The 24,998-nt window shown below is 45.7% G+C and carries 30 protein-coding genes; 8 read left to right on the forward strand and 22 right to left on the reverse strand.

The window, feature by feature from the left end:
- Window positions 1-100 precede the first annotated feature (100 nt).
- From ftsX to ftsY, 3 genes are read right to left on the reverse strand one after another with little or no spacing between them, the layout of a single operon-like run.
- Window positions 101-1,069, reverse strand: coding sequence for a permease-like cell division protein FtsX (gene ftsX, locus OH455_RS20860; protein WP_045975671.1), 969 nt, complete (start codon window positions 1,067-1,069; stop codon window positions 101-103).
- On the reverse strand, window positions 1,059-1,733 hold the full coding sequence (ftsE, locus tag OH455_RS20865; protein ID WP_045975670.1) for a cell division ATP-binding protein FtsE: 675 nt from the start codon (window positions 1,731-1,733) through the stop codon (window positions 1,059-1,061). Before ftsE ends, ftsX begins: the two co-directional genes overlap by 11 nt.
- A gap of 27 nt (window positions 1,734-1,760) precedes the next feature.
- Window positions 1,761-3,014, reverse strand: a complete 1,254-nt coding sequence (gene ftsY, locus OH455_RS20870; RefSeq protein ID WP_269982684.1) for a signal recognition particle-docking protein FtsY — start codon at window positions 3,012-3,014, stop codon at window positions 1,761-1,763.
- 209 nt (window positions 3,015-3,223) lie between these two features.
- Between ftsY and rsmD the strand changes: the two genes are divergently transcribed.
- Both rsmD and OH455_RS20880 read left to right on the forward strand, forming a co-directional pair.
- Window positions 3,224-3,823: a 16S rRNA (guanine(966)-N(2))-methyltransferase RsmD gene (gene rsmD, locus OH455_RS20875; protein ID WP_045975668.1), complete on the forward strand. Its 600-nt coding sequence runs from the start codon at window positions 3,224-3,226 to the stop codon at window positions 3,821-3,823.
- Between the two features lie 12 nt (window positions 3,824-3,835).
- On the forward strand, window positions 3,836-4,102 hold the full coding sequence (locus OH455_RS20880; RefSeq protein WP_006957308.1) for a DUF1145 domain-containing protein: 267 nt from the start codon (window positions 3,836-3,838) through the stop codon (window positions 4,100-4,102).
- Between the two features lie 56 nt (window positions 4,103-4,158).
- Here OH455_RS20880 and OH455_RS20885 read toward each other — a convergent pair whose 3' ends face one another.
- The 4 genes from OH455_RS20885 to OH455_RS20900 form a co-directional block, all read right to left on the reverse strand.
- Window positions 4,159-4,743: a YhgN family NAAT transporter gene (locus OH455_RS20885; protein ID WP_269982685.1), complete on the reverse strand. Its 585-nt coding sequence runs from the start codon at window positions 4,741-4,743 to the stop codon at window positions 4,159-4,161.
- A gap of 99 nt (window positions 4,744-4,842) precedes the next feature.
- Window positions 4,843-5,079 (reverse strand): YecH family metal-binding protein, encoded by a 237-nt coding sequence (locus OH455_RS20890; protein WP_045975666.1) that lies wholly within the window; start codon window positions 5,077-5,079, stop codon window positions 4,843-4,845.
- Window positions 5,080-5,143: 64 nt separating this feature from the next.
- Window positions 5,144-5,767 (reverse strand): lysoplasmalogenase, encoded by a 624-nt coding sequence (locus OH455_RS20895; RefSeq protein ID WP_269982686.1) that lies wholly within the window; start codon window positions 5,765-5,767, stop codon window positions 5,144-5,146.
- 931 nt (window positions 5,768-6,698) lie between these two features.
- Window positions 6,699-7,064 carry a hypothetical protein gene (locus OH455_RS20900; protein ID WP_045975664.1) on the reverse strand — a complete coding sequence of 122 codons (366 nt, stop codon included), beginning with the start codon at window positions 7,062-7,064 and terminating at the stop codon, window positions 6,699-6,701.
- Window positions 7,065-7,371: 307 nt separating this feature from the next.
- On the opposite strand from OH455_RS20900, the gene OH455_RS20905 reads away from it, so the two are divergent.
- On the forward strand, window positions 7,372-7,701 hold the full coding sequence (locus OH455_RS20905; protein ID WP_269982687.1) for a DUF2500 domain-containing protein: 330 nt from the start codon (window positions 7,372-7,374) through the stop codon (window positions 7,699-7,701).
- A 1-nt stretch (window position 7,702) separates the two neighbouring features.
- On the opposite strand, the gene OH455_RS20910 is transcribed toward OH455_RS20905, so the two are convergent.
- The 8 genes from OH455_RS20910 to rhtB form a co-directional block, all read right to left on the reverse strand.
- Window positions 7,703-8,680: an amidohydrolase family protein gene (locus OH455_RS20910; protein WP_269982688.1), complete on the reverse strand. Its 978-nt coding sequence runs from the start codon at window positions 8,678-8,680 to the stop codon at window positions 7,703-7,705.
- Between the two features lie 181 nt (window positions 8,681-8,861).
- A complete protein-coding gene (locus OH455_RS20915; RefSeq protein WP_269982689.1) occupies window positions 8,862-9,875 on the reverse strand; it encodes an acyltransferase in 1,014 nt (337 codons plus the stop codon).
- Window positions 9,876-9,974: 99 nt separating this feature from the next.
- Window positions 9,975-11,195: an organoarsenical effux MFS transporter ArsJ gene (arsJ, locus tag OH455_RS20920; RefSeq protein WP_269982690.1), complete on the reverse strand. Its 1,221-nt coding sequence runs from the start codon at window positions 11,193-11,195 to the stop codon at window positions 9,975-9,977.
- Between the two features lie 74 nt (window positions 11,196-11,269).
- On the reverse strand, window positions 11,270-11,761 hold the full coding sequence (locus OH455_RS20925; protein ID WP_269982691.1) for a cyclin-dependent kinase inhibitor 3 family protein: 492 nt from the start codon (window positions 11,759-11,761) through the stop codon (window positions 11,270-11,272).
- Between the two features lie 12 nt (window positions 11,762-11,773).
- Entirely contained in the window at window positions 11,774-12,775 is a 1,002-nt protein-coding gene (locus OH455_RS20930; protein ID WP_045975658.1) for an ArsJ-associated glyceraldehyde-3-phosphate dehydrogenase, read from the reverse strand.
- 23 nt (window positions 12,776-12,798) lie between these two features.
- Window positions 12,799-13,140, reverse strand: a complete 342-nt coding sequence (locus OH455_RS20935) for a metalloregulator ArsR/SmtB family transcription factor (RefSeq protein ID WP_206371718.1) — start codon at window positions 13,138-13,140, stop codon at window positions 12,799-12,801.
- Between the two features lie 107 nt (window positions 13,141-13,247).
- Complete coding sequence (locus OH455_RS20940) at window positions 13,248-14,474, reverse strand: EAL and HDOD domain-containing protein (RefSeq protein WP_269982692.1); 1,227 nt, start codon at window positions 14,472-14,474, stop codon at window positions 13,248-13,250.
- Between the two features lie 23 nt (window positions 14,475-14,497).
- Window positions 14,498-15,115: a homoserine/homoserine lactone efflux protein gene (rhtB, locus tag OH455_RS20945; protein ID WP_045975655.1), complete on the reverse strand. Its 618-nt coding sequence runs from the start codon at window positions 15,113-15,115 to the stop codon at window positions 14,498-14,500.
- An 85-nt stretch (window positions 15,116-15,200) separates the two neighbouring features.
- On the opposite strand from rhtB, the gene OH455_RS20950 reads away from it, so the two are divergent.
- Both OH455_RS20950 and OH455_RS20955 read left to right on the forward strand, forming a co-directional pair.
- A complete protein-coding gene (locus tag OH455_RS20950; RefSeq protein ID WP_269982693.1) occupies window positions 15,201-16,190 on the forward strand; it encodes an alpha/beta fold hydrolase in 990 nt (329 codons plus the stop codon).
- A 114-nt stretch (window positions 16,191-16,304) separates the two neighbouring features.
- The gene (locus OH455_RS20955) at window positions 16,305-17,132 is read left to right on the forward strand and encodes a Cof-type HAD-IIB family hydrolase (protein ID WP_269982694.1); all 828 of its coding nucleotides are present in this window, start codon (window positions 16,305-16,307) and stop codon (window positions 17,130-17,132) included.
- Between the two features lie 24 nt (window positions 17,133-17,156).
- On the opposite strand, the gene OH455_RS20960 is transcribed toward OH455_RS20955, so the two are convergent.
- Complete coding sequence (locus OH455_RS20960) at window positions 17,157-17,627, reverse strand: EVE domain-containing protein (protein ID WP_206371721.1); 471 nt, start codon at window positions 17,625-17,627, stop codon at window positions 17,157-17,159.
- A gap of 38 nt (window positions 17,628-17,665) precedes the next feature.
- Between OH455_RS20960 and OH455_RS20965 the strand changes: the two genes are divergently transcribed.
- Together OH455_RS20965 and OH455_RS20970 are read left to right on the forward strand one after the other, a co-directional pair.
- On the forward strand, window positions 17,666-19,186 hold the full coding sequence (locus OH455_RS20965) for a COG3650 family protein (RefSeq protein ID WP_269982695.1): 1,521 nt from the start codon (window positions 17,666-17,668) through the stop codon (window positions 19,184-19,186).
- Between the two features lies 1 nt (window position 19,187).
- On the forward strand, window positions 19,188-19,787 hold the full coding sequence (locus OH455_RS20970) for a tRNA-uridine aminocarboxypropyltransferase (RefSeq protein WP_269982696.1): 600 nt from the start codon (window positions 19,188-19,190) through the stop codon (window positions 19,785-19,787).
- A gap of 200 nt (window positions 19,788-19,987) precedes the next feature.
- Here the strand turns inward: OH455_RS20970 and yigB are convergent, their stop codons facing one another.
- The 6 genes from yigB to lptM are packed head-to-tail and all read right to left on the reverse strand — an operon-like array spanning window position 19,988 to window position 24,593.
- Window positions 19,988-20,722, reverse strand: a complete 735-nt coding sequence (gene yigB, locus OH455_RS20975) for a 5-amino-6-(5-phospho-D-ribitylamino)uracil phosphatase YigB (protein ID WP_269982697.1) — start codon at window positions 20,720-20,722, stop codon at window positions 19,988-19,990.
- The gene (gene xerC, locus OH455_RS20980; RefSeq protein ID WP_045975648.1) at window positions 20,722-21,651 is read right to left on the reverse strand and encodes a tyrosine recombinase XerC; all 930 of its coding nucleotides are present in this window, start codon (window positions 21,649-21,651) and stop codon (window positions 20,722-20,724) included. The genes yigB and xerC overlap by 1 nt, the downstream gene beginning before the upstream one ends.
- On the reverse strand, window positions 21,623-22,327 hold the full coding sequence (locus OH455_RS20985) for a DUF484 family protein (protein ID WP_269982698.1): 705 nt from the start codon (window positions 22,325-22,327) through the stop codon (window positions 21,623-21,625). The genes xerC and OH455_RS20985 overlap by 29 nt, the downstream gene beginning before the upstream one ends.
- Before the next feature lie 25 nt (window positions 22,328-22,352).
- A complete protein-coding gene (gene dapF, locus OH455_RS20990) occupies window positions 22,353-23,183 on the reverse strand; it encodes a diaminopimelate epimerase (RefSeq protein WP_269982699.1) in 831 nt (276 codons plus the stop codon).
- A 10-nt stretch (window positions 23,184-23,193) separates the two neighbouring features.
- On the reverse strand, window positions 23,194-24,447 hold the full coding sequence (lysA, locus tag OH455_RS20995) for a diaminopimelate decarboxylase (RefSeq protein WP_045975645.1): 1,254 nt from the start codon (window positions 24,445-24,447) through the stop codon (window positions 23,194-23,196).
- Between the two features lie 23 nt (window positions 24,448-24,470).
- The gene (gene lptM, locus OH455_RS23440; protein WP_045975644.1) at window positions 24,471-24,593 is read right to left on the reverse strand and encodes an LPS translocon maturation chaperone LptM; all 123 of its coding nucleotides are present in this window, start codon (window positions 24,591-24,593) and stop codon (window positions 24,471-24,473) included.
- 74 nt (window positions 24,594-24,667) lie between these two features.
- Here lptM and cyaY point away from each other — a divergent pair, with 74 nt between their 5' ends.
- Window positions 24,668-24,982 carry an iron donor protein CyaY gene (gene cyaY, locus OH455_RS21005; protein ID WP_045975643.1) on the forward strand — a complete coding sequence of 105 codons (315 nt, stop codon included), beginning with the start codon at window positions 24,668-24,670 and terminating at the stop codon, window positions 24,980-24,982.
- The last annotated feature ends 16 nt before the right edge of the window (window positions 24,983-24,998 follow it).

The raw sequence follows: 24,998 nt of genomic DNA on the forward strand, positions 1-24,998 counted from the left end.
AAGATTCAAGCGGGGAAAGTTATTATGCATAAACCATTCGTCTATACAAGTAAAAAGTATACGGTGGCGTGTACTTTCAAAAAATTATGACAACTTCGACTTATACTGGTTCAATTTCTTTCAAATGACGCTGCGCTGAAACTTTTGCAGCCAAGCATCCCAGAAAAGTTCCGAGCATCAATAACAGTAAGCTTTCATCCCAACTCAACCCAATAAGACGAAACCGACTATCGTAAAGTAAAGCCAGTTGCTCCACACTGCTATTGAGGACCACTGTAATAATCGCTGTCATGATCCATGCCGTAAGTGCACCGAGCAATCCAAACCACATTCCTGAGTACAGATACGGTCTTAAAATAAAGCTATTCGTTGCACCGATCAATTTCATGGTTTGAATCTCTTCTTTATTCGCAAGGACGTTAAAGCGCAACGTATTACCAACTATGAGGAATACGGACCCGAGCATTAACACAGACAAAGTGACCACAATACCACTGACCAAATTCTTGATCGCATCTAAACGAGTTAACCAATCTTCATCAAGGCGCACATCTGTCACCTCGTCTTCTTTTGCAAGAATCGCAGCCAGCTGTTTGATTTTTGCTTTATCTTCAATGTTAGGAGTAACGATTAACACTCCTGGCAAAGCATAATTATCCAGCAGTGAAATCGCGTGATCGAAACCTGAATATTGGCTTAGGTCATCGAGCCCTTGTTGAGGCGAGATATATTCAACCTTAGCAACCTCATCCATACTCTCCAACTGGTCTTTCAATACCATAATACGAGCTTCAGGTGTTTGTTCCTTTAGATAACCACTCACTTTCGATGGGCTGGTCACATTGGTAGAAGCAGCAGCCAAGTTCTTCCCCAGCAGGTACATTGCCGCTGGCATCGCTAACGCCATAGAAATCACGGCTAGAGTAAGGATATTCCCTAAAGGTCGTGACCACATTACTGCAAACGCTGCGTTTGCCTGTTTGAAGTGGACGGTAAAGAAACTGTCACGCTTGACGCGATTCTGTGGTCGGCCTTTGGCCGACTTTTTATTACGCACATTAGCAGCCATAATCTTCTACCTCACTCAGAAAGCCTTGGTTCAGTTCAAGATGGCGATATTGCGGACGCGTATTGACCAGCCCGATATCGTGTGTCGCTAATAAAATGGTGACACCAGCCCGATTAAACTCTTCAAAAAGCTTAATGACACGATTTGACAACTCTGGATCCAAGTTACCTGTCGGTTCATCTGCTAAAAGTAACGTTGGGCGGTTAACCACAGCACGGGCAATACCGACTCGTTGTTGCTCACCCCCAGATAACTGGCTCGGCAAGCATTTCGCTTTGTCCAACAGATCTGTTTTGTCCAGTGCCGCTGATACACGACGTTTGATTTCACTCTCAGAGATAGACTCGATACGCATTGGCAATGCGACATTATCGAACACAGAGCGGTCCATCAATAAACGATGATCCTGAAAGACAATGCCAATGTTGCGGCGCAGGAAAGGAATATCTTTATTGGGAATACGAGTAATATCATGATCATTAAAGCTTATTTTACCATCCGTCGGGCGTTCAATGGCACAAATCAACTTGAGCAAAGTACTTTTACCAGCACCAGAATGGCCGCCAAGAAACGCCATCTCTCCACGACGCAGGTGGAAATCGACCTTTTGCAGCGCTTGCATGCCACCACGGTACGCTTTACTTACTTGCCGAAATTTTATCACTCGTCATCCCTCTTACTGAACTGCCAATTAATCTTCTCGACTAAACAATGCGTCAATAAATTCCTGAGTTTCAAATGGGCGTAGGTCATCAATACCTTCACCCACACCAATGTAACGGATTGGAATCTGAAACTGGTCAGCCAGCGCAAAGATCACACCACCTTTTGCAGTACCATCAAGTTTGGTCAGGGTGATACCTGTCAGCGGTGCTACATCGCTAAACAGTTTTGCCTGACTAATCGCATTCTGACCTGTGCCAGCATCCAATGTCAGCATGATTTCATGCGGTGCCGAATCGTCCACCTTCTTCATCACACGGACGATCTTGCGTAGCTCTTCCATTAGGTTTGATTTATTTTGCAGACGCCCAGCAGTATCAGCAATGACAACATCTACGCCTTTGGCTTTTGCCGATTCAATAGCATCATAAATTACCGATGCGCTATCCGCCCCCGTATGCTGTGCCACAACAGGTACCTTATTGCGTTCTCCCCATACCTGAAGCTGCTCAACAGCTGCAGCACGGAAGGTATCCCCTGCTGCTAGCATGACTTTTTTACCTTGTGACTGAAACTGTTTTGCTAGTTTACCAATTGTTGTGGTTTTACCGACACCATTCACGCCAACCATTAGGATCACATAAGGGGTTTTGTTGGTATCAAGTTCAAGCGGCTTTTCGACAGTCGAGAGAATACCTGCCATCTCTTCTTTCAACAGACCATAGAGCGCTTCGCCGTCTTTCAGTTCCTGACGTGAGGCTTTTTCTGTCAAATTGTCAATGATTTTCACCGTGGTATCCATACCAACGTCAGCAATCAATAACTGCTCTTCCAACTCTTCAAATAGCTCATCATCAATTTGTTTATCTTTAAACAAACCAAAAAAGCCGGCGCCTATATTCGCTTTTGTACGCGCTAAGCTGCGCTTTAAGCGAGCAAAAAAGCTTTCCGTTGGCTTCTCTTGCTCAAGCATACGAGGTTCTTGTACCTCTTCTGCTTCTGCTTCTGCTTCTGCTTCTGCTTCTGCTTCTGCTTCTGCTTCTGCTTCTGCTTCTGCTTCTGCTTCTGCTTCTGCTTCTGCTTCTGCTTCTGCTTCTGCTTCTGCTTCTGCTTCTGCTAAGTCAGCTTGAGGCTCTGGCTGAACATCGTCAACGGTTTGCGCTTCTTCTGCGCCTTTTTCAACGGTTTCTGACTGAGTTTCTTCAGCAGATGGCTTAACCTGTTGTTCTTCATCACCAAAGCCAAGCCAAGAAAGTAATCCGCGCTTCTTTTTTTCCGTCATCTGGGGATATCCTAGATTGTCTTAATTTACTCTGACACTTTTCGCCGGGCATTGTCCCGGTAAAGAAAAGAAAAATGACAACAGAGTGAAAAGTTTCCAGCGTTATAACGATGGTATACACTTTGTCATCAACAAAATTTGGGCTGTACTCAGGGCGAACTCACTGAGCGACTGGGTATAGTATCACTTTATTAGCGGTCAAAAAATCTATGGTACAGCGTCGCCAGCAAAACACATCACAAAAAAAGCCTTCAACAGGCTTTGTTCGAATTATTAGCGGCTTATGGAGAGGAAGAAAACTGCCTGTTCATGATGCAGAGGGGCTACGCCCGACAACGGATCGCGTAAAAGAAACCCTTTTCAACTGGCTGGCTCAGGATGTTCCTCAAGCAAAATGCCTCGACTTGTTTGCCGGTTCTGGCGGGTTGGGCTTTGAAGCGGCTTCGCGTCAGGCTGATAAGGTCACCATGATTGAGCTCAACCCGACGGCATTCAAGCAGTTAGAAAAAAACATTGCGGCTCTTAATTCAGATAACCTTACCGCAATTAACAGCGATGCGTTGGGCTTTCTTCAACAAGCAGGTACACCGCATCATGTGGTGTTTATCGACCCACCATTTCGCAAAGGCTTACTGGAACAAACCGTCACTTTGCTGGAAAGTAATGGCTGGCTGGCCAACGATGCCATGATTTATATTGAAACTGAGAAAGAACTTGCGTTGGAAGGCATTCCAACCAACTGGCACCTACACCGAGAAAAAACGGCAGGCCAAGTCAGTTACCGATTATTTGAAAGACAACAAGACTAAAAAGGAAGTCTCATGAAAGCTCTACTTTTTCTTGCCAAAGCCGCGATTGGCTTTGTGTGGTTCATCCTGATCCTGAACTTCTTTATGCCCTTTCCGGGCAAAGCGGCGATTGCGCTTTACATCATGACAGCCTTCCTGTTCATCATGCATGGCCTGCAATCAGCCATCTTTATCGGCGCGTTTGGTGACAAGATTAAGATGACCAGTTGGGAAAAATGGTCGATCCTGATTTTCGGCATCTTTGCCCTGCTAGATATTCGTCGCAAGTACATGATGTAAAACCCACCCCATCCAATGTAAAACGCCGCTCATCTTGAGCGGCATTTTTTTGTTTCTTAGCTTAGATAACTCTTCACTCCGTTGAGGAACATCTGAGTCGAAATCATGACTAGCAGCAGCCCCATCAGACGCTCAATGGCTTTTAAGCCTCGTTCACCTAAGATACGGTGGAAGAAGTTATAGAACATCAAGATAAAGAAGGTCGTCCCCCACGCCAGTAGAACAGCGCCAGACAACTCAAGCAACTTGTCCGGGTGCTGGGTCGACAGAAGTAGCAATGCAGCAATCACCGATGGCCCCGCAATCATAGGAATGGCCATAGGTACTATAAACGGCTCTTCACCAGCAGCTAACCCCGTAATGCTTCCCGCACTCGGGAAAATCATCTTAATCGCGATGATGAACAGGATAATACCGCCAGAAATACTCAACGTTTCGGGCTCAACATGAAGAAAGCTAAGAATCGCCTTACCTGCAAACAAAAATAGCATCAATATTATCAGCGCAAAAAGCAGCTCACGAATGAGAACCTTACGTCTGCGCTTAGGATCAAGGTGCTTCAGAATTGAAAGAACGATAGGGAGGTTACCGAGCGGATCCATGATAAGAAACAACATGGTTGCGGCAGAAAGAATTTCCATGAATTAGCCTCCAAAGCCAAAGGTTCTCAAAAGCAGAGCAAAAAGTCGGCGAAGTATATCAACACCGTTCGACAATTTGGAGGCAAAAAAGCAGAGTTTTTAGTGGCTACAAACACGCTCTAAATTCAACGCCCATTTACCACCGACATCGACAATTTTCTCTCGTTCGATAAAAAATGCCATCAGTGCATCGAGATCCAGCCCGTTCAGCTTACAGGTATAAAACTTTGCCTGCACACCAAACTCAGCGCAGGCAACATCACGTAATTCCTGCATTGCCATTGGTCTGTCATGCAATAAGTTTAGAACTTTGTGTGCGTGTATTTCATTGAACATCATTTTCTCCACTTACAGGTCAGTAGAGGAAGAGTAACTTGATACTATCTCGTTGATTTTGATTTTAGATAATCAAAGATGCGGTAATCAATGAGTGTGCTAGCAGGTAACTGCCAGAGATAAGATAACGCCCATAGCGAATGGAGTGTCTGTAGTCGTGCACAGCCAGAAGGCCTGCTGATAAAGTGAGAGTCAAGGTGCCTAAGAAACCTAATAGGCTGGCCCATGCCCCTGTCAATAACCATACTTCACCTGCAGCCCAATTGAGCTGCAACAGCATCATTCCCATAATCACAACAGGAAAGATCAAGCGGTCTATCTTAGGCAGCATCAGGAAAAACACCACAATGCCGATAGCCAAAAGCATAGCAGGCAGCCACCAGACAATCTCTCCAGAGAGTTGCAACCAAAAAGACGAGCTATAGCAAAGCTGAGCCCCAACAAACGCAGCAAAGCACAACTTCTGATGTCGCTGATAGATATATAGACCATCAGCCACCATAGAGATCAGCAAGCCCAGTGTCACCCACCATACCGATATACCAGCGATACTGTTCTGGCTCCACAGTATGACAACGAGCATAGCTAGCGACAATGTTTTAAACACGACAGCTTGCTTGTTTTGGTTGCTTTCATTAGCAGAAATACTAATAAATCCTGATAGTGCGACTGAAAGCCAGCTCCACATGAGTCCACCTCTTTTAAACTGAGTCGCCAGTGTAGGCAGGACGCTAAAGATGTCCAGACATGGAAAGCAAAACTTGGATCTTGATTGGCTTCTGAAAGGCGCACATAGGCATAGGTAAAGCAGCGCATTCTCTTTTATCGCGATCTGATTTCACCAATAATTTGGTATAAAACACGACTTTAGCCAAATTGACTAACTCTAGAGAGCCAAGATCCAAAAAAGCATAAAAACACGCAAGAAAAATAAAAACAAAACATTAATAATCAACAAGTTAACCTTAATCCAAGGCATATTATAAGAGCCCGAAACTAAAAGAATGTAATCTTAGACAAGTAAGCCGATAGCTATTTTAATCAGAAGCGAGGTAAAACAAGCTAAAACCAAACCAGATAACCATCAATTTAACCCAACACTGACACCAAGATGGCAATCAAGCAAAAAAAATGACAATCTCTATAATTTAACAATAGACAAACATGATATAAAATCATATAAATCATATACTTAATAAACAAAAATACAAAGAGAACAGTTTTCAACCAACTCAAAAACCATAGAAAAACAATCAAAAAACCATCCAAAACACTGCATTTTCGTACTTACACAGCGTTACTTTTAATGCTTAGCAAAATAAAAACTTGATCAAACCACAAAAACACTGCTATTCTAAATTACATAGAGTTAAGCATCATTAAATAGGAGCAGGGTTATGATTACTTCTTCACAAAAACAAGGACTTGTAATGATCGCAGTTGTTGTTGGCCTAATGACACTGCCGATGATGTACTAAGCCATAGTTACAAAAGCAAAAAGGGACGCATTCGCGTCCCTTTTTGCTATGTCGCAGATTTTTCACACAAAACCCGTCTACAAATCCAACGGATTTCTAAGTTTGACTATTTTTTAAAAACAGTCTTTTTTAGACCTTTTATTACAAATGCTTAGACAAAATATCCCAATGAGCATAATAGAAAAGTAGTGCTGCTAATGTAATCAGAGTCATCAACGTAATCGCCGCTCGCCAGATAAAGCGGCTACTGCGTGGTGTGAGTTCTTTTTCACATTGATCACACACCGAAAGAAAGTCACTACGACTTTCCAACTTGTAATCTTCTTCATGTACTATTTTATTGCGAATGGTTGCTATATAACGCAGCTTACCAATAACATCATGGGGTAAGCGTTCTTCACAGCTGGTAATCAACTGATGTAATCCCTTGCCTTCAGCGTGATATTGCGTGCGAAGCAGCTTTTCAATTGTTCGTGTCCGTGTCACTACTTTTTCGATATCAGACATGGCTTCCCTCCATCGCTAGTAAGTTTAGGGGCAGAGACTGACCTCATCCTGCCAGTACTATAAGTAAATAATATTCCGTCTTATTATCTACTATCTAGCCCCATTTTCACCGCCCTTTGCAAGTAAATTAATGTAAAGGAATCAATGACTAGCTCTATAAGCATACTGACAAAATCACCACTAACGTGTGACGTATCTCGAAGAATGCTACAAATAGTCATAGCTGAAGCTCACTGTTATGTTCAAAGCCTCAACCTGTGGTCAAACTAACACTAAAATAACCCATCAGCTTTTTGGGAGAGAAGGCATGCCATTAACGTTATTCATCGCCATTGTTGTGTTTATCATCGCCAGTGGCTGGGGGTTTAGGCAACTTTATCGTAGACACATTCAGGGAGAAGATGCACCTGAACAAACAGCGGGCGTCACCATAATCGATAAGCAGGCAATTGATATCCCAGACACCCAACTAGGCCAAAACGAACAGGAATATTGGATCTACGTGCAGAAAGGGTATCTAGGCCCCAAGCGAGAATTTCAGGTTGGAGTGCACTACTTTCATGCCTTAAATCCTGGAGACAAAGGCGTGCTGACTTATCAAGGTGATAAGTTTCTTCACTTCGCGATGAAGCGCTGATCTAGCGCTTCACCATTTTGAGCATATTGTTTTTCGCCATGTTTTCAGCCACGTCATCTGGCAGCGCATCCAACACTTCATCCCAACGAGATAAAACTTCACCCGTAATTTTAAAGCGGCCTACAACATCAGAACCAATCATGAAGCGATCGGGATACTCTTTGATCAACGCTACCCATGCTTGCTTCGATTCAGGACTCGCCAGTATCACATCGCGCAAGCTCCAAGATGCCAAGATGTAGAGGTTAGCGTAATCATCCAGCAGCTCGCTGACTTCATCGATTAGAAAAGATAAATTCTGGCGTCGTAGCAGTGTCGAACTGGTCCCTGCGTGCGCCCAGATAAAATTAGTTTTACTATTTTCTTCTAACGCCTCCACCAGCTCATGCTTGTACAACGGGTGTATTTCTCGCTCAGACGTGATATTGGTGTGCAGGATCACTGGCATTTTGTGCTTCGCTGCGACCTGATACACTTTCATCAAAGCAGGATGATTAGCTCTGGCCTGTTCGCCTAATGTCAGCGCGGACAAACTATCATGACGAGTCAGAATCTCACCTATGCCTCTCCAGAAACCGGGATCGCTTTCAATCATCTGCTCAACTTGTTCCGCCGCGAACATATCCGTGGGGTTAAAGCCAGTAATGAAAGGAAACAGTCGATCTTGATACGGTGAGTCTTTCAGCGCTCGGTATAGAATCTCATCAGTACGTGAGTAATAATAGACGGGTGAGTCATCGCCAAATTCAAAACGGGGAGCTACCGGATCATGGGCATTCCACTTTTTCATAATCGGCAGGCCCATCACAAACGCATGTTCAATATTGCTTTGATCCATCTTATGCACCAGATATTTGATGCCATCGGTACGCTGAAAAAAATCAACATAATGGATCTCAGCATCGTTAAAACTGCCGTCATACCCGTAGGCGAATGGAGCTACTGACAAGATAAAGCCCGCTAACCATTGTCTGTTCATATTCTCTTCCTGAGCCAGTGTTAACATTTACTTCACTGCGATTAAGTTTTCAATATAACAATTAACCAGATGACTGAGGCAGTTTAATGCCATGTTTTAGACATAAACCTTTTTAATTTAATCGGTTACGATTTGGGAGCATAAACAAACACCAATTAATGGTGACTAGCTGACAACCATGCTAAGGCAACAACCAGCTAGTACGGCGGGATTTAGACACAATCCAACTCATCAATAGCGCCCCAGATCCACTCAAGACAATCCACACGGGAATCACCCAAGCAGGGTGACCTTGGTACCAGCCATACTCTTTCATTGGCCAGAGAAAGATCGGATGGAGAATGTAAATACCGAGACTATGTTGACTAATAAACCCAATCACTTTGTTGGCGTCATCAGGCAAGCTTTCACCAACATAACGACCTAGCATAAAAATCATGCTCGCAGCCAGAACCACATTAAGCGTCTTATACGACAGCCATCGCCCTACCGTATATTCTTGCGCTTCGACACTGTTGGTAATGACCGCGTATCCAGTCGTGATGAGTGCACCGATCCCCAAGATCGCAAACATGGCAACATAAGCCGAAGTCAGAGGTACTCTTTTATACAACAAATATCCTAGAGGTAAATAGCCGCTGTAGAGCCACATTTGATGGCTCCATGGCCCATCAATGCCGATTAAAAACAAAAACGTCGTCACCAACCAAATAGCCACATAAGAGTACAACGAGCTATCACCATACTGCCTGATCACATATTGAAAAAACGGAATGACAAAATACAAAGGGATGAAGTAATAAAAGAAGCCCAAATGATAATAAGTGGCGTGAAAGACACTATTGGCAAGCACTTGCTTGGTTTCTTCAGGATTAAAACCAGCCAAGCTCCATCCTGAAAGATACGCATAGAACAGCGACCAAACAATAAACGGCACCAAAACTTTACCTAATCGACGTTTGACATAGTATTTTGCATCAAATGGCCGGGCATCGCTAAGCAATAGCGCACCAGTAATAAGAGTGAACACCGGCACTGCCCAGCGGATCGCGCTATTCAAACCAATCGCAATAGACCATTCTGAGAAGGGAATGCTACCGAGTTCTTGGCGATAAGGAGCAAGAACATGAATCGCGATAACCGCCACAGCAGCGACACATCGCAATAAGTCAAAAAACAGTACTCTATCTCTCATATCGCTACCTTTGTTCAATCAGTGTTGAACAAAGGTAGCAATAAAAAAGTTGACCACGGTGTAACCTTGGTCAACTTTGAGTCATGAGACTGTTTTAATTTACGTAGTTACTGATTGAGGCAACTTAGGAAGCTTGATTGAAATGAGGGTGGTCAAAGCAAGAAATGCGAAGGAAACCCATAAGCACGCCGCCAAACCCGCAACCTGAAATATCCAACCTGACAGTACTGTACCAATTAAGCGACCCATAGCGTTCGCCATATAGTAGAAACCGACATCCAGTGATACACCATCACCTTTAGCATAGCTAACAATCAAATAGGAATGCAGGGAAGAGTTAACCGCAAATACAGTACCAAAAATCAAGAGTCCAATAACGATAACCAACTGGGGTTGCCAGCCAATTTGCACTGCGTACGCAATTCCCGCAGTGATCACCGCCAACAAGCCAGCCCACATCAGCGCCGCACTACCGTCAGGGACTTTACCTTGTGCTTTACCAGTGATCTTAGGAGCAAAGCCTTGGACAAAGCCGTAAGCAATCACCCAAGTCGCTAAGAAACCGCCAACCCAAAGGTGATCCCAACCAAACACACTGCCCAGATAGATAGGTAGGGCGACAACAAACCAAACATCTCGTGCCCCAAACAGGAACATGCGCGCCGCAGACAAGATATTAATAGAACTCGACTTAGAAAAAATCTGGCTAAACTTAGGTTTGTTTTTGGCTTTACCCAAATCACTTTCAAGACCGATTAAGCTGCCGATCAGCACCAGTGTTAGCACACCCGCCATCAGCAGCACCGCGTACTTAAAGCCAATCAGAGACAGCAATAAACCACCGATGAAGAAGCCAACACCTTTAAGGGCATTTTTCGACCCCGTTAGAATCGCGACCCACTTATACAAGGCGCCTTGCTGCTCGTCAGGCACCAGTGCCTTAATGGAACTTTTAGCACTCATCTTATTGAGATCTTTGGCAATACCTGACAAAGCTTGAGCTAGCATTACCCAAGGTATGGTCAGCCAGACATTGGGAACCGCGAGCATCGCCAGTGCCACTATCTGCATCGCCAGTCCAAGGTTCATGGTTTTGTTTAAGCCAAGCCTTGCTCCAAGCCAACCACCAATCAAGTTGGTTACCACGCCAAAGAACTCATAGAACAAGAACAAGGATGCGATTTCTAACGTGCTGTAGCCCAGATCATGGAAATACAGCACCACCAGCATTCTCAATGCACCGTCAGTAATGGTGAAGTTCCAGTAATTGAACGTCACCAGCATATATTGACGCACACTCTTACTCAGATTTGCGATCATAGAGTACCCAATTTTCTCTTATGTACAGCGATGGGAGCTTTTGGACACCTGTGATCCAAAAGCTCCTCAAGGAATTATTTCGCCGCAACTGCGTTGATGTAATCGACCTGAACAGGTTTGGTAAAGGCACCTGGACGTAGCGCCTGTACCTCTTTGACAATGTCGCTCAACGGCCACTGTTTTTCTAACAGCAGATGTGCGGCCAAGAGGCCCGTACGACCTGACCCGCCCATGCAATGCATCGCAACTTTACCGCCATTATCGACAACCTGATGTAGAGCAGAGCTGGCTTGCTGCCATTTCACGGCAAAGTCATCACCCGGTGCGCAGTCATCTTCAATTTCAATCTGAAACCACTGCATACCTAACTTCTCTGCCGCTTCACCAAGCTGAGCCACGCCTTTGCTCTCTAACTCTATATTATCCAGCGCCGTCACTATCGCTTCGACACCTTGATCTTTTAGCTGCACAAGCGAAGCTTCCAGATCAACGCTTTTAGTACCTGGACAAGGAGTAAGTACCAACGCACCTTGTTCAAGATCCAATTGCCAAGTCGGATGTGTCATCTCTATCACTCCTTATACCAAGCCCACGTTACGCACCAGTTCAGCTGTACGTGTCGCGTAGCCCATTTCATTATCGTACCAAGCGTAGATCTTCACCATGCGGCTACCTACCACCATAGTCGACTGCGCATCAACGATGGTTGAACGTTGGTCGCCTTTGTAATCAATCGATACCAGCGGACGTTCTTCAAAACCAAGAATACCGTTCAACTCACCTTGTGACGCCTCTTTAAGTAACGCATTCACTTCTTCCGCTGTGGTATCGCGTTTCACATCAAAGATGATGTCTGTGAGTGATGCGTTAGCCAGAGGAACGCGCACCGCGTGGCCGTTAATCTTGTCTTTCAGATCTGGGAAGATTTCCACAATCGCTGTTGCGCTGCCAGTCGTTGTCGGGATAAGGCTCATGCCGCAAGCACGGGCACGGCGCAAATCTTTATGTGGCGCATCAAGAATGGTTTGCGTGTTGGTCAGGTCATGGATAGTGGTAAAAGAAGACTGTGCAATACCCAACTTCTCATGAATCACTTTAACGACTGGTGCAATACAGTTAGTCGTACAAGACGCTGCAGTAACAATCTGATGCGCTTCTGGGTCAAAGATATGATCATTCACACCCACCACAATGTTCGCCACACCTTCCTCTTTAACTGGCGCAGATACCACGACTCGTTTCACACCTTGAGCTAGATACTTTTTAAGGATCGAGGTTTTACGGTGTTTGCCCGTCGCTTCAATCACAACATCACAGCCAGACCAGTCGATGGCATCAATGTCTTTCTCTTGCGTTGCTTTGATAACCTGATCGTTAATCAGGATTTGATCGCCTTCCGCTTTGACCTCGTGATTCCAGCGCCCTTGAACTGAATCAAACTCCAGCAGGTGTGCGAGTGTGGCGGCATCGCCCGCCACATCATTGATCTGCACAAACTCCAGTTCATCCCAATCAAACGCCGCACGCAGAGCCAAACGTCCAATACGACCAAAACCGTTAATTCCGACTTTAATTGTCATCTTTCTATCTCTCTTATTTCAAATTACTGGCAGCAAACAGGACGAGCCTGAATAGCATGAAGTCTTTCTATATCTTGTTGGTACTCTGTTTTGAGGCAGTTAGACGCGACAAGATCATCAATCAGTTTTTTCATCCAACCCGGCAATTCCGCCGACAAACGATAAAACACCCATTGCCCTTGGCGGACGTCAACCAACACACCACCTGAACGTAGCTGAGCCAGATGACGGGAGATTTTCGGCTGGCTTTCCTGAAGCGCTTCGGTCAATTCACCCACTGACAAACACTCTTCACGTTCAATCAGCATCAGGCAACGGACTCGAGTTTCGTCAGATAGTAATTTGAAAAACTGATGTGGCAACATTTAAATATACTCATATATGGATATGCATATATAATTATTTAAACCGAACTGAAGATCAATACCCAATCGGCACTGTCATAAAATATTCACAAAAGAGAAGAGCTGCCTTATACCAGGCGGTTGATGTCCTGACTCCAGCGCTGCGCTTCAGAAATGCGCGGCATAACGTCATCGACGGATAGGTTCAATTGACGACACGCTTCCTGCATGCCTTGCCAGTCAGCCCGTTCATAGCACTCTTCCAACCTAAGCAAGATGCCATAAGGACCTTGGCGCTCAAGTAAAGCAACCTTAATCGCCTTATTGAGCGGCAACTGCTTAACCAACTCCTCAAGCGAGAGATCCAGTAACGCATCCAAGGTTGAGAACAAGCCAATAAGAAAAGCCTGTTCACGGAACTGGCTGAATGGATTTTCGTTCGCCATCAACTGGCAAAACTGAGCGCGTTGCAACGAAAGATTGTACAACTCTTTGGGCTTTTTAGCGGAAATAAAAGACGCCACCGCCAACGAAACAAAGATACGAAGTTTGTCTTCACCAAGATACACCAGAGCCTGCCTAAATGAAGAGATGCTGACTTCGAGCCTTTCCGACATGGTGTTTACAAAGCGGAGCAATTTATAAGACAGCGCAACGTCTTTCGCCACGATAGCTTCGACTTTCTCGAAGTCGACGTTGGTCTGACATACTTCACGAAGCAACTCCATCGCAATCACCTGTTCAGGGCTAATGTATTGCTGACGGATTACTTCAGGCTTACTAAAAAAGAAGCCTTGAAAAAACGAAAAGCCCGCCGAACGCGCGGTTAAGAATTGTTCTTCTGTTTCAACTCGCTCAGCAAGAAACTTACGGCGGATCCCGCGTGACTTATGCTCTTGGACAAATTCACACGCCGCGTCTAACCCCATCGCCATGATATCAAGCTTAATGATCTGAACAAATGGTAAGAAGCGTTCCCACTCAGGACTATAAACAAAGTCATCTAGTGCAATCAGGTAACCTGCAGCGTTGAGCTCTTTTATCGCTTCATATAGCTCGTCCGTCGGTGGACAAGTTTCCAGTACTTCAATGACAATCTGCTCTCTGGGCAGCGACAGAGGTAAGCGACGAATAAGGCTTTTATACGGGAAGTTGATGAAACTGCGCGATTGTGCAAAAGCAGGGTTAGTGCCCAGAGACAGGAAGTTCTCGACAACTAAACGATACGTTGCACGGTTGGAATCGACATGAGCTGGGTATGCATTGTTTTCTCCGTCACGGAACAACAGTTCATACCCGAGCGTTTGTCTTTTGGCGTTTAAAATGGGCTGACGAGCCACATAGGTATCGCGCATTGACTGCTACACCTTGAAATTACTTAAGCTTTGGCAGCCGCTAATAATGCCCCACAACCGACAAACATGGAACCAAATACCTTGTTGATCCTACTCATAATCTTATCAGAACGGATAAAACGCCCCATTTGTGCCGCCAAAGAGGTGTAACCCAGCATAACAATCGAGTCTATCACCACAGTTGTTACTCCCAATACCGCCAATTGCGTCAGCTGATCTTTGGCAGGGTCAATGAATTGCGGAAACAGCGCGACCAAAAATACGATGGATTTGGGATTGGTCAGATTAATCAGAACAGCATTCCTCATCAGTTTAGTGCCGGATAACACTTCCCCTTCGGTGTGAGTCGCCAAACCAGATTTATCGCGCCATTTCTGAATACCTAGCCAAACTAAATAAGCTGCACCGACCCATTTAATCACGGTAAATGCAGTTGCTGATTGAGCAACCAAGGCTCCAATGCCGGCACCGACTAAGATAATGTGTAACGTCAGCCCAATTTGCAGCCCTGCGATCGCTGAGAGAGATTTACGTGTACCATAGCTCAGACCATTACTGATTGAATTCACGGTTCCTGAACCTGGAGCGAGGCTGAATACAATAGCTGTCACTACGTAGGCTAACCAAACATGCATATCCATAGTGTTTTCCTCTCGACTAAACTTCCTTAGCCACACATAATTTAGACTTGTTTACTTGTCAGTGTTGATACTAGGCCCCGATATCATGAATGAATCGAGCACCAGCATTAATCCACCTTATACTCAAGAGTCGAATTTTGAGCAAGCAATCAATAACAATATTGCTCAATTTTGGCGCTCCCGTGAGGAAGGCTTCTTTAAGTCATTTGATAAAATCCGCCTATTCTGGGTGAAACTTACCTCTCCGGAGCACACCAAAGCTATCGTGGTGGTCAATGGCCGTATAGAGTGCACCTGGAAGTATCAGGAACTGTTTTATGACCTGTTCCAACAAGGCTATGACATCTACTCCTTCGACCATCGAGGTCAGGGCCTGTCAGATCGACTGATTGAAGACCAGCAAATGGGTTATGTCGAAGATTTCGAGGACTATGTGCAAGATTTACATGATCTGATTCATCACTTTGACTTAAGTGGTTACGATAAACGTTACTTGCTCGGCCATTCAATGGGAGGCAATATCGCCACTCGTTACCTACAGAGCTACCCAGGTCATTCATTTTCGGCGGTGTCACTAAGTGCACCTATGTTTGGCGTCAATCTGCCCTGGCATCTTAAACCAATCGCAATACCCCTTGGCCAAATCATGACTGCGCTTGCGCCCAAGCCAACTTTTGCCCCCGGCCAAGCCCCCTATTACCCAAAACCATTTGAAGGTAACTTCCTAACTCAAAGCCAAATCCGCTATCACTGGTTTCGTGATCTCTATGAGCAGAGACCAGAGCTAAAAATTGGCGGAGCCAGCACGCGCTGGGTGTGGCAGGGATTAATGGCGGCCAGAAAGTGTCACCTGATGACGCGCCAGATAAAAATCCCATTGTTACTCCTTCAAGCTAGCAGTGACCAGATCGTTTCCAATCAGGATCAGCTCAAATTCATCAAGAAACTGGCGAAAACCAACTATCAGTGCGCGCTAAAGATCATTTACAGCTCGCGCCACGAAGTATTATTCGAAAAAGACGAATATCGCGATCAAGCACTGGATGCCACACTGTCTTTCTTCAATCAGCATTGATAAAAATAGGAAATACTCGAGGGTAAATTTTACCCTCTTTTTCCCCTTTCTGTTGCAGTAGAATAGTCACTCTGCCCTTACTGGGCTGTTCAACGCATTACGCACGAGGGTGATATGACAGACACACGCAAAGAGACTCCTTTCCAACTGGTAGCTTCTGATCTCGATGGCACTTTACTGGCGCCTAACCACCAGCTGAGTGACTTCTCAAAGCAAACGCTGAGCGAACTGCACCAGAAGGGCTACACCTTTATCTTTGCTACCGGTCGTCACCACGTCGATGTTTCAGGTATTCGTCAACTCGCCGGCATCCCAGCTTACATGATCACCTCAAACGGTGCTCGAGTTCACGATCAAGACGACAACCTAATGTATAGCAACAATGTACCGCAAAATCTGGTTCAACCTGTGATCGATGTGATCAGACAAGATCCTGATATTTTTATCCATATGTATCAGAATGATAGCTGGCTCCTAGACAGAGACGACGACATGCTCGCGAAATTCCACAGTGAATCTGGTTTCGCCTATCAGCGCTTTGATGCCGATGTGGCGCCAACCAATGGAATAGCGAAAATCTTCTTTACCCATCCAGCTAAAGATCACGACCATCTGGTTAAGTTTGAGCAACAACTCAATGACAAGTTTGGTCACCAGCTCAATGTGGCGTTCTCTACTCCTTGGTGTCTGGAAGTAATGGCGGCAGAAGTATCGAAAGGAGAAGCGCTTAAAGTTGTGGCTGAGTCTCTCAATCTCACACTGGAAAACTGTGTTGCTTTTGGTGATGGGATGAATGATGTTGAAATGTTGTCCATGGCAGGCAAAGGCTTGGTGATGGAAACTTCGCATATCAAGGTGAAACAAGCGTTGCCAGATAATGAAGTGATAGGCAGTAACGCCGACGATGCGGTGGCACACTACCTACATACTCACTTGTTCTAATCTTCACTCTTTAAGAGAAACGCATTACCTTTGCGACGGTAATTTCTCTTTATCCAGTATCGCCTGCCATTCCTGCTCACTCACCGGCATAATTGACAGGCGATTGCCACGCTTCACCAAAGGCATGTTTTCCAGCTCAGGCATCGCTTTCATAACTGAAAGAGGGATCAGCCTTTCCGTCTTTCTGACAAACTCAATATCCACCATCACCCAGCGTGGGTTATCTGGCGTAGACTTCGGGTCAAAATAGTCACTTTCAGGGTCAAAGGCGAAATGATCGGGGTAAGCCTCTTTGGTTACTTTCGCAATACCAGCGACTCCAACCTTCTTGCATGAAGAGTGGTAAATCAGCACCAAATCACCTTCTTTGACCTGATCTCGCATCATATTGCGCGCCTGATAATTACGCACCCCTTCCCAGCAGGAAGTATTTTGTGTGCGAAGTGTGTCAATAGAGAAAGTGTCCGGTTCTGTTTTGAATAACCAATATGCCATAATGACGTCCGAATAATTAAGTATGAGGAAGATATAGCATGAAGGCGTTAAGAAACCCAGTAACAGTGACGACCTTACTGGCCCTTCAGGCCTGTGCCGGTTTTCAATCCGGACCGGAGCAAGCGCACAGCCCCCAAGCAACGCTGAGTGACCCTTCCTCGATAAAACCTCAAACTTTTGTCATGCGCGGTGAAGTCATCCTTGGTCATGAAGTACGCTCTATTGTGCCGTGTGGTAGCCAGCAACAATATTGGTTGGATCTGCCTGAAGATAGATTCCAGCAAGGGATGAAGCTGGTACGTTCTCCTTATGCACCACTGTACGGCGAGGTGATTGGCCATCTTAAACCAACGGGTAAAGAAGGATTTGCTGCTGATTATGCTGCACGCTTCGTAGTCGACAAGATTAACCTACTGACAGCAGAAAACACCCAACGTTGCGCACAAACTGTTCAGCCTACGACGGCCTTTGGTAACGAGCCATTCTGGTCAGTTCAATTTGCAGACAAGGCCCTACAATTCAGCCAGATGGGCCAAGAAACACAACAACTAGAGCTGACCACAACAAAGATTGAAGCGGATCGCCGCCGCTACACATTCAGCCAAGGCCAACTAGAGCTTAACCTGCGTAGTTGCAGTGATGGTATGAGTGATAGTCTTTACGGCTGGAGCTCAACCCTCACAATCGGCGATAAAACCTATCGTGGCTGTGCGACGTTATCAAACCAAGACACGACCCAACGCTGGGCGGCGACTTATCAGGCTCAAACAAGCAAGAATGCTCCCTTTAGCGTTTCTCTGGCAATAAACCCAGACCACACCGCCAACACCACTTACCGCTATCAGAATGGTGGATCGGATACGGTTGAAAAAGGGTTCTGGCAACAATTGAATCGCAATCAAGTTCAAATTGTAGGTACTCACTTACAGGGGCAAAGACTTAACTCAGAGCGTATCTACACCCAAGTGGATAACCGACTGTTCACAAATAAGGAGAAAGTGGGTAACGTTGTCTACGACATTACGGATGGCGGACTCACGCTTTACAAAACGGGTAATACTCTTTCTTCCCAAAAAACCTTGGCAGACAGCAATAAAGTCCCGTCAAGTGCGGAGTTTAACCCACGAGTTGATCAAGCTCTGCGTGATTACTTCAAAGAAGAGAAGCAGGATCTCACTGGCACACGTTATCGCTGGTTGACGTACGATCTTAATGGCGATGGCAGCAAAGAATTGCTGGCTCAGCTAGACTGGTGCGGCTCAGGTGGTTGCACCTTGCTGATTTTCAACAATGTGGATCAGAAATGGCAATTCAATAGCCGGATTACATTGGTTCAAACGCCTTTAAATTTAGGGAAACAGTCTCATCAAAATTGGCGCGATCTGGTTATGTTTGTTAGCGGTGGCGGCGCCGTACCCAACCAGCACACTTTGCAATTTAACGGTACACACTACCCCCTCAATCCAAGTGTCGCGCCCGTGGCAAACTACGATGAAATCAGCCCAGTTCAGCTGTTTTCCGATGGTCTGACTCCTCATCAGGGAGGCGTCACGCTATAAGATGTCGACTTCAAGCCCCTGCCCAAAGTGTTTGCTGAATCACAACTGTGTTTGTAAGTACTTACCTAACATCAATGTGCCAGCACATCTAGCTATCTTGATGCACGAAAATGAGTGTCAGCGGGAAACAAACACTGGGCAGTGGCTACTGAAAACGGTCCATCCTAGCAGTCAACATATCTGGCAACGCAAACAGCCCTGCTCCGAACTGGCTCGACTAATCAACCATGAGGGTTATCAACCGCTGCTGCTGTTTCCTGGTCAAGATAGCCTACCCATCAACCAGATTACTCGGCACACAGAGCAGAAAGCACATAAGCCTTTATTCATTATTCTTGATGGGACTTGGCAAGAAGCGAGGAAAATGCTGCGTAAAAGCCCTTGGCTGCAGGCACTTCCCAAAGTGCACTTAGCACCAGCTTCTACATCCAACTATCAGCTGAGGCGTAATCAAGATGAGGGCCATTTATGCACACTAGAAGTGGGTGCAGAAATCATAGGTTCTTTAGGCCAAGAACCACAAGCAGAGCATTTACGGCAGTTTCTCAGTCACTACATGAAAGCATTTCAGGCGGATAAAAGCGGGCACGCGCTAAAATAGCCGTTTTGGTACCCTGAGATAGACACCTTGTAAATAGCCCCCCCTACTTCTTCCGCTATCTCACACGCCGCTAGGTTGTGAGCACTGCGCAACCATTTTCCCGTGGTGCACTTGGTAAAATTTGACTCACTGCACGATGATTGGGCGCTGTTTCGGCTCCGTATCCTAGTTGGGACATATAGCCATCCATCGTGCACGGCTCAAAGCGAACCGGAGTTCTCACACAGTAGCAATAATTCCTGTAAACAGGAGACTTCAATGTCGGGCAATGTCCGAGCTCTTCGATGCTGGATTAAGCTAGAACCTTGATCGTTGAACCAACACGCCGACAAGCCACTATTTTTGGCACCTTTAACATCACTAATCAAATGATCACCAACGTGTAAGATGTTCTGCGCCGAGCATTGAAGATGATTGATGGCTTTGTTGAACATCTGTGGGTGTGGTTTAGCATAGCCATCCGGCCCTGATTGAAGAATTAAGGAAAAATACTTAGCCAAACCAATGCGCTCGGCATCCACATTGCCATTGGTAATTGCCACTAAAGGCATTTGCTTAGCAAGCCTCTGCATAACCTGATGCGTTTGTTCAGGTACAGTAAAATCACTGCGTAGCCGCAGTACTTCCTGAATGGCCTGATCAGCGGCACATTTGGCCTCTGTTTGCTCATAGCCGAGTCGATAAAGGCCTTGCTCTATCTGAGTATGGCGCCACAACGTCATATCATTTTGTAGCCAGGGGTCAGCAACCACCAATTCCATTTTTAACTCATGCCACCAGCTTAGTGGTTTGCTCGCAGAAATCGGGTGGTGTTTATGCAGCCAAGCAACCACCTGCGCCTCCACCCTAAGAATCACAGGACGGTTGTCATACAAGGTATCATCAAGATCAAACGTCATCGCTTCAATGACAGGTAACTGGCGATAAAAATACATCAATCACTCTCTTTCTTTTTGGCTCTGGGATGAGCCTGATCGTAGACATCGGCAAGATGCTGAAAGTCCAAGTGCGTATAGATCTGAGTGGTTGAGATGTTTTCATGACCCAGCAGCTCTTGAACGGCTCTGAGATTGTTGCTCGACTCCAGCATGTGAGTGGCAAACGAGTGACGCAGTTTATGTGGACTGATATGACTGGCAACAGACTGTTTTTGTCCCCATTCAGCCATGCGCTTTTGCACATTACGGTGTGAAATCCGCACCCCCAGCTTAGACACAAACAACGCAGACTCATCCGCATTAGCTAGTGAACCTCGTACTTTGAGCCATTTGGCAACCCACTCTTCTGCCATACCAGAAAAAGGCACTTTGCGCTCTTTGTCACCTTTACCTACTACACGTATCTCACCAGAGGATAGACTGACATCGCGTGTATCGACACTGACCATCTCAGCCAGCCGTAAACCTGCGCCATACATCAGTTCCATCATCGCTCTATCGCGTATGGCTAACGGGTCATCTTCGTTGACCTCGAGTAACTGACCGACTTCATCCACATCGAGATTCTTCGGCAAGGGCCTTTTCTTCCTTGGAGCAGACACACCCTTGGCAGGATTTGCTGTTAATTCTCCTCGCAGGATTAAGAAATCAAAGAAACTCCGTAATGCGGACAATCGAGTAGCAAGACTACTGGCTTTCATGCCATCGCGCATACCTTTACTCGCCAGTTGACGAACCCAAGCCGCATCAACCTGAGACCAGTCTTTCAACCCCATAGTCACCAAATGTTGAGCCATGGTTTCCAGTTGCTGCTTGTAATTACGTTGAGTATGCAGACTAAGCCCTTTCTCACTTCTCAAATACTCATAGAAGCGATTGAGAGGGCTTTTAAGTCCGTTAGGCAGAGGTATTACTGATTCGTTCATGGTCTTCACTTTGCCAAGGAAGAGTTTCTACCAGGTGAGAAAGCACCAGAGCGAGATGTCGCAGGAATAAGGTGTCCATATGCGGCTGAAAGTGCCCTCCATCGGTACTGGAAAAGGCCAGAATACCTTGTAATGACTTCTTATTCAGTGGCAACACCACGTAAGATCCCATCTCAGGTGCGCGCGTTGTATCACCAAACAGCAGTTCTCTATCCGCCTTACGCATCCGCCCTAAATAAGCACTCTTACCATTGAGATGATTAGTAGCAAAACGCTGGTAATTGTCTTTATCGAGCGAGTAATACGCTGACTCACTATCGAGCAAACGCACATACGCCATCAACCCGAGAGATTTAGCCATCTCTTCAACAGCTTTAACCGCTGGCAACAAGGCATCACAAGTCAGGATATGCTCCTGTAAACTCATAAACTCATGAAAAGTACGATCATTGTTTTTCGCCAGCGACATCAGAGTGGTTATCTCTTCTTCTAGCTCTTCAATACGCTGACGTTGTCTGGTCATTTGAACATGGACCAGTGACACCGCACCCTGCTCTTGATGAGGCAAGGCAAGGCGATCGACTAAATCACTTCGGGTGCTAAAAAAATCTGGGTTGTCACGCAAGTATTCCGCGACAACCTCAGCTGTCAGCGCATCAGCTTCAATCTGCGACACGTTAGTTCCTTTATTTTTTCTCTTCTTAACAGCTTAGCTGACCATCGAACACATGAGTGGCAGGGCCCGTCATATAAAGAGGTTTTCCTGGTCCTTGCCAGCTAATTTTTAGCGAACCACCTGGCAGGTTGACTCTCACCTTTTCGTCCAGTAATTCCTGAACAATACCTACTGCAACCGCACCACAAGCCCCACTGCCGCATGCCTGAGTTTCACCAGCACCACGTTCATACACTCTAAGATTCACTTCGCTGCGGCTTAATACCTGCATAAAACCAGCATTTACTCTCTCAGGAAAACGCTCGTGAGATTCGAGTAGCGGGCCTAAAGTATCGACATCAGCGGTATTGGTATCATCAACTACAGTGACAACATGAGGATTCCCCATACTTACTGCACCACAGAACAACGTCTTATCATCAGTACGTAAGATATAGGTCTTTTCGGTCTGCTTAGCTTTGAATGGAATCTTGCTCGGCTCAAATTCTGGCACACCCATGTTAACCGTCACCTGATCGTCTTCCTCGATATTGAGGACCATTTTGCCTTTCTTTGTACTGACAGTGAAGCTGTACTTATTAGTCAGGCCTTTCATACGCACAAAACGAGCAAAACAACGTGCACCGTTACCACACTGCTCTACTTCACTACCATCAGCATTAAAGATACGGTAGTGAAAGTCGGTTTCTGGGTCATAAGGGGCTTCAACCACTAACAGCTGGTCAAAGCCGACTCCTGTATGACGATCCGCCAGACGACGGATCAAATCAGGAGAAAAGAAAATGTTCTGAGTAATGCAGTCAACGACCATGAAGTCATTACCCAAACCATGCATTTTAGAAAAATGGAAATGCATAAGACTCCAATTACTCCGGAAGAATATTTTCTAGCGCCCATAGGCTCGACAGCTCTTCTCGCTGACGTACTAGATGAACTTTATTGCCATCAACCATCACTTCAGCAACGCGAGTACGTGTGTTGTAATTGGATGACATCACAAAGCCATACGCACCTGCTGAGCGAACAGCAAGTAGGTCATTTTCCTGCAACACTAGAGCGCGGTCTTTACCAAGGAAATCACCCGTCTCACAAATTGGGCCAACCAGATCGTATGTCACTGATTCACCTTCACGTGGGTTAACAGGAACAATGTCTTGCCATGCCTGATACAGAGCCGGTCGCATCAAGTCATTCATTGCGGCATCGATAATGGCGAAGTTTTTATGTTCTGTATGTTTTAGAAACTCAACCTTCGTCAGCAATACACCTGCATTGGCTGCAATTGCACGGCCTGGTTCGAAAATCAGCTCCAGACTTTGATGGTTTTCCAGTCGACCTAACAGTGCTTTGGCATATTCAGAAGGCTCTGGTGGCAGCTCATCACGATAGATCACACCCAGCCCCCCACCCACATCAAGATGCTCAATATTGATGCCTTGTGCTTTTAAATCATCAATAAGTGCCAGCAAACGGTCAGTAGCATCAATAAACGGTTCGATATCCGTTAATTGAGAGCCAATGTGACAGTCAATACCTTTGATCGTTAAGTTTTCAAGGCTTTGCGCGAACTGGTACACCTCAGGTGCACGGTCAAAGGCAATACCAAACTTGTTGTCACGAAGCCCCGTAGAAATGTAAGGGTGCGTATTAGCATCTACATCAGGGTTGATACGCAATGAGATCGGCGCTTTAACGCCCAGCTCACCCGCGACCTTGTTAAGCCGTTCTAGCTCTGGCTCAGACTCTACATTGAAACACTTGATACCCAGTTCAAGTGCACGTTTCATTTCAGGCGCCGTTTTGCCGACACCAGAGAAGACCACTTTGCTTGCTTCACCGCCCGCTGCAATCACACGCTCCAGCTCACCACCAGAGACAATATCAAAACCTGAACCAAGACGAGCGAGTGTATTAAGTACACCTAAGTTCGAGTTGGCTTTAACCGCATAACACACTAGGTGCGGGTGCTTACCAACGGATTTATCAAAAGCATGCCAATGACGCTCAAATGTTGCGCGAGAATATACGTAAAGTGGTGTTCCAAATTGCTCTGCTAAGTCAGTTAATGGAACATCTTCGGCCCAAAGTTGGCCATCATCCTGATAGTTGAAGTAATCCAAAGTGCTATCCCTTATGTCATTATTTATTGTTGTGAAGGCTGCTCGTTCTGAGATGCATCTTCAGGCATGTAAAGAGGACCAGTCTGACCACATCCAGTCAGACCAAGAACAGATAATAGAAACAGAGCGATGAGTGATTTTTTCATGGGTTGTATCGTGATTAATCTTTCAATGCCCCCTATAATCGCACCACACTCAGGAAAAGCAATAGGATTACAAGATGAACGAGACTGAATTTCATCAGTTGGCAGATGCTCAAATGCAAATTATCGAAGAAATGATTGATGATTCAGGTGCGGACATTGATTATGAAACTTCTGGTAATGTCATGACCCTAGAGTTTGAAGACCGCAGCCAAATCATTATTAATCGCCAGGAACCAATGAAAGAAATCTGGCTGGCATCTAAATCTGGTGGCTTCCACTTCGCAATGGTAGAAGGTCAGTGGACCTGCTCAAAAACGGGCTTAGAGCTGATTGCGATGGTAAAACAAGAATGCGAAAAACATTCAGAGGAAGAGATTGAATGGGTTTAGTTACCCGTATAGGCTA

The sequence above is a fragment of the Vibrio sp. T11.5 genome (assembly GCF_027587155.1).
Classification (GTDB): Bacteria; Pseudomonadota; Gammaproteobacteria; order Enterobacterales; family Vibrionaceae; genus Vibrio; species Vibrio neptunius.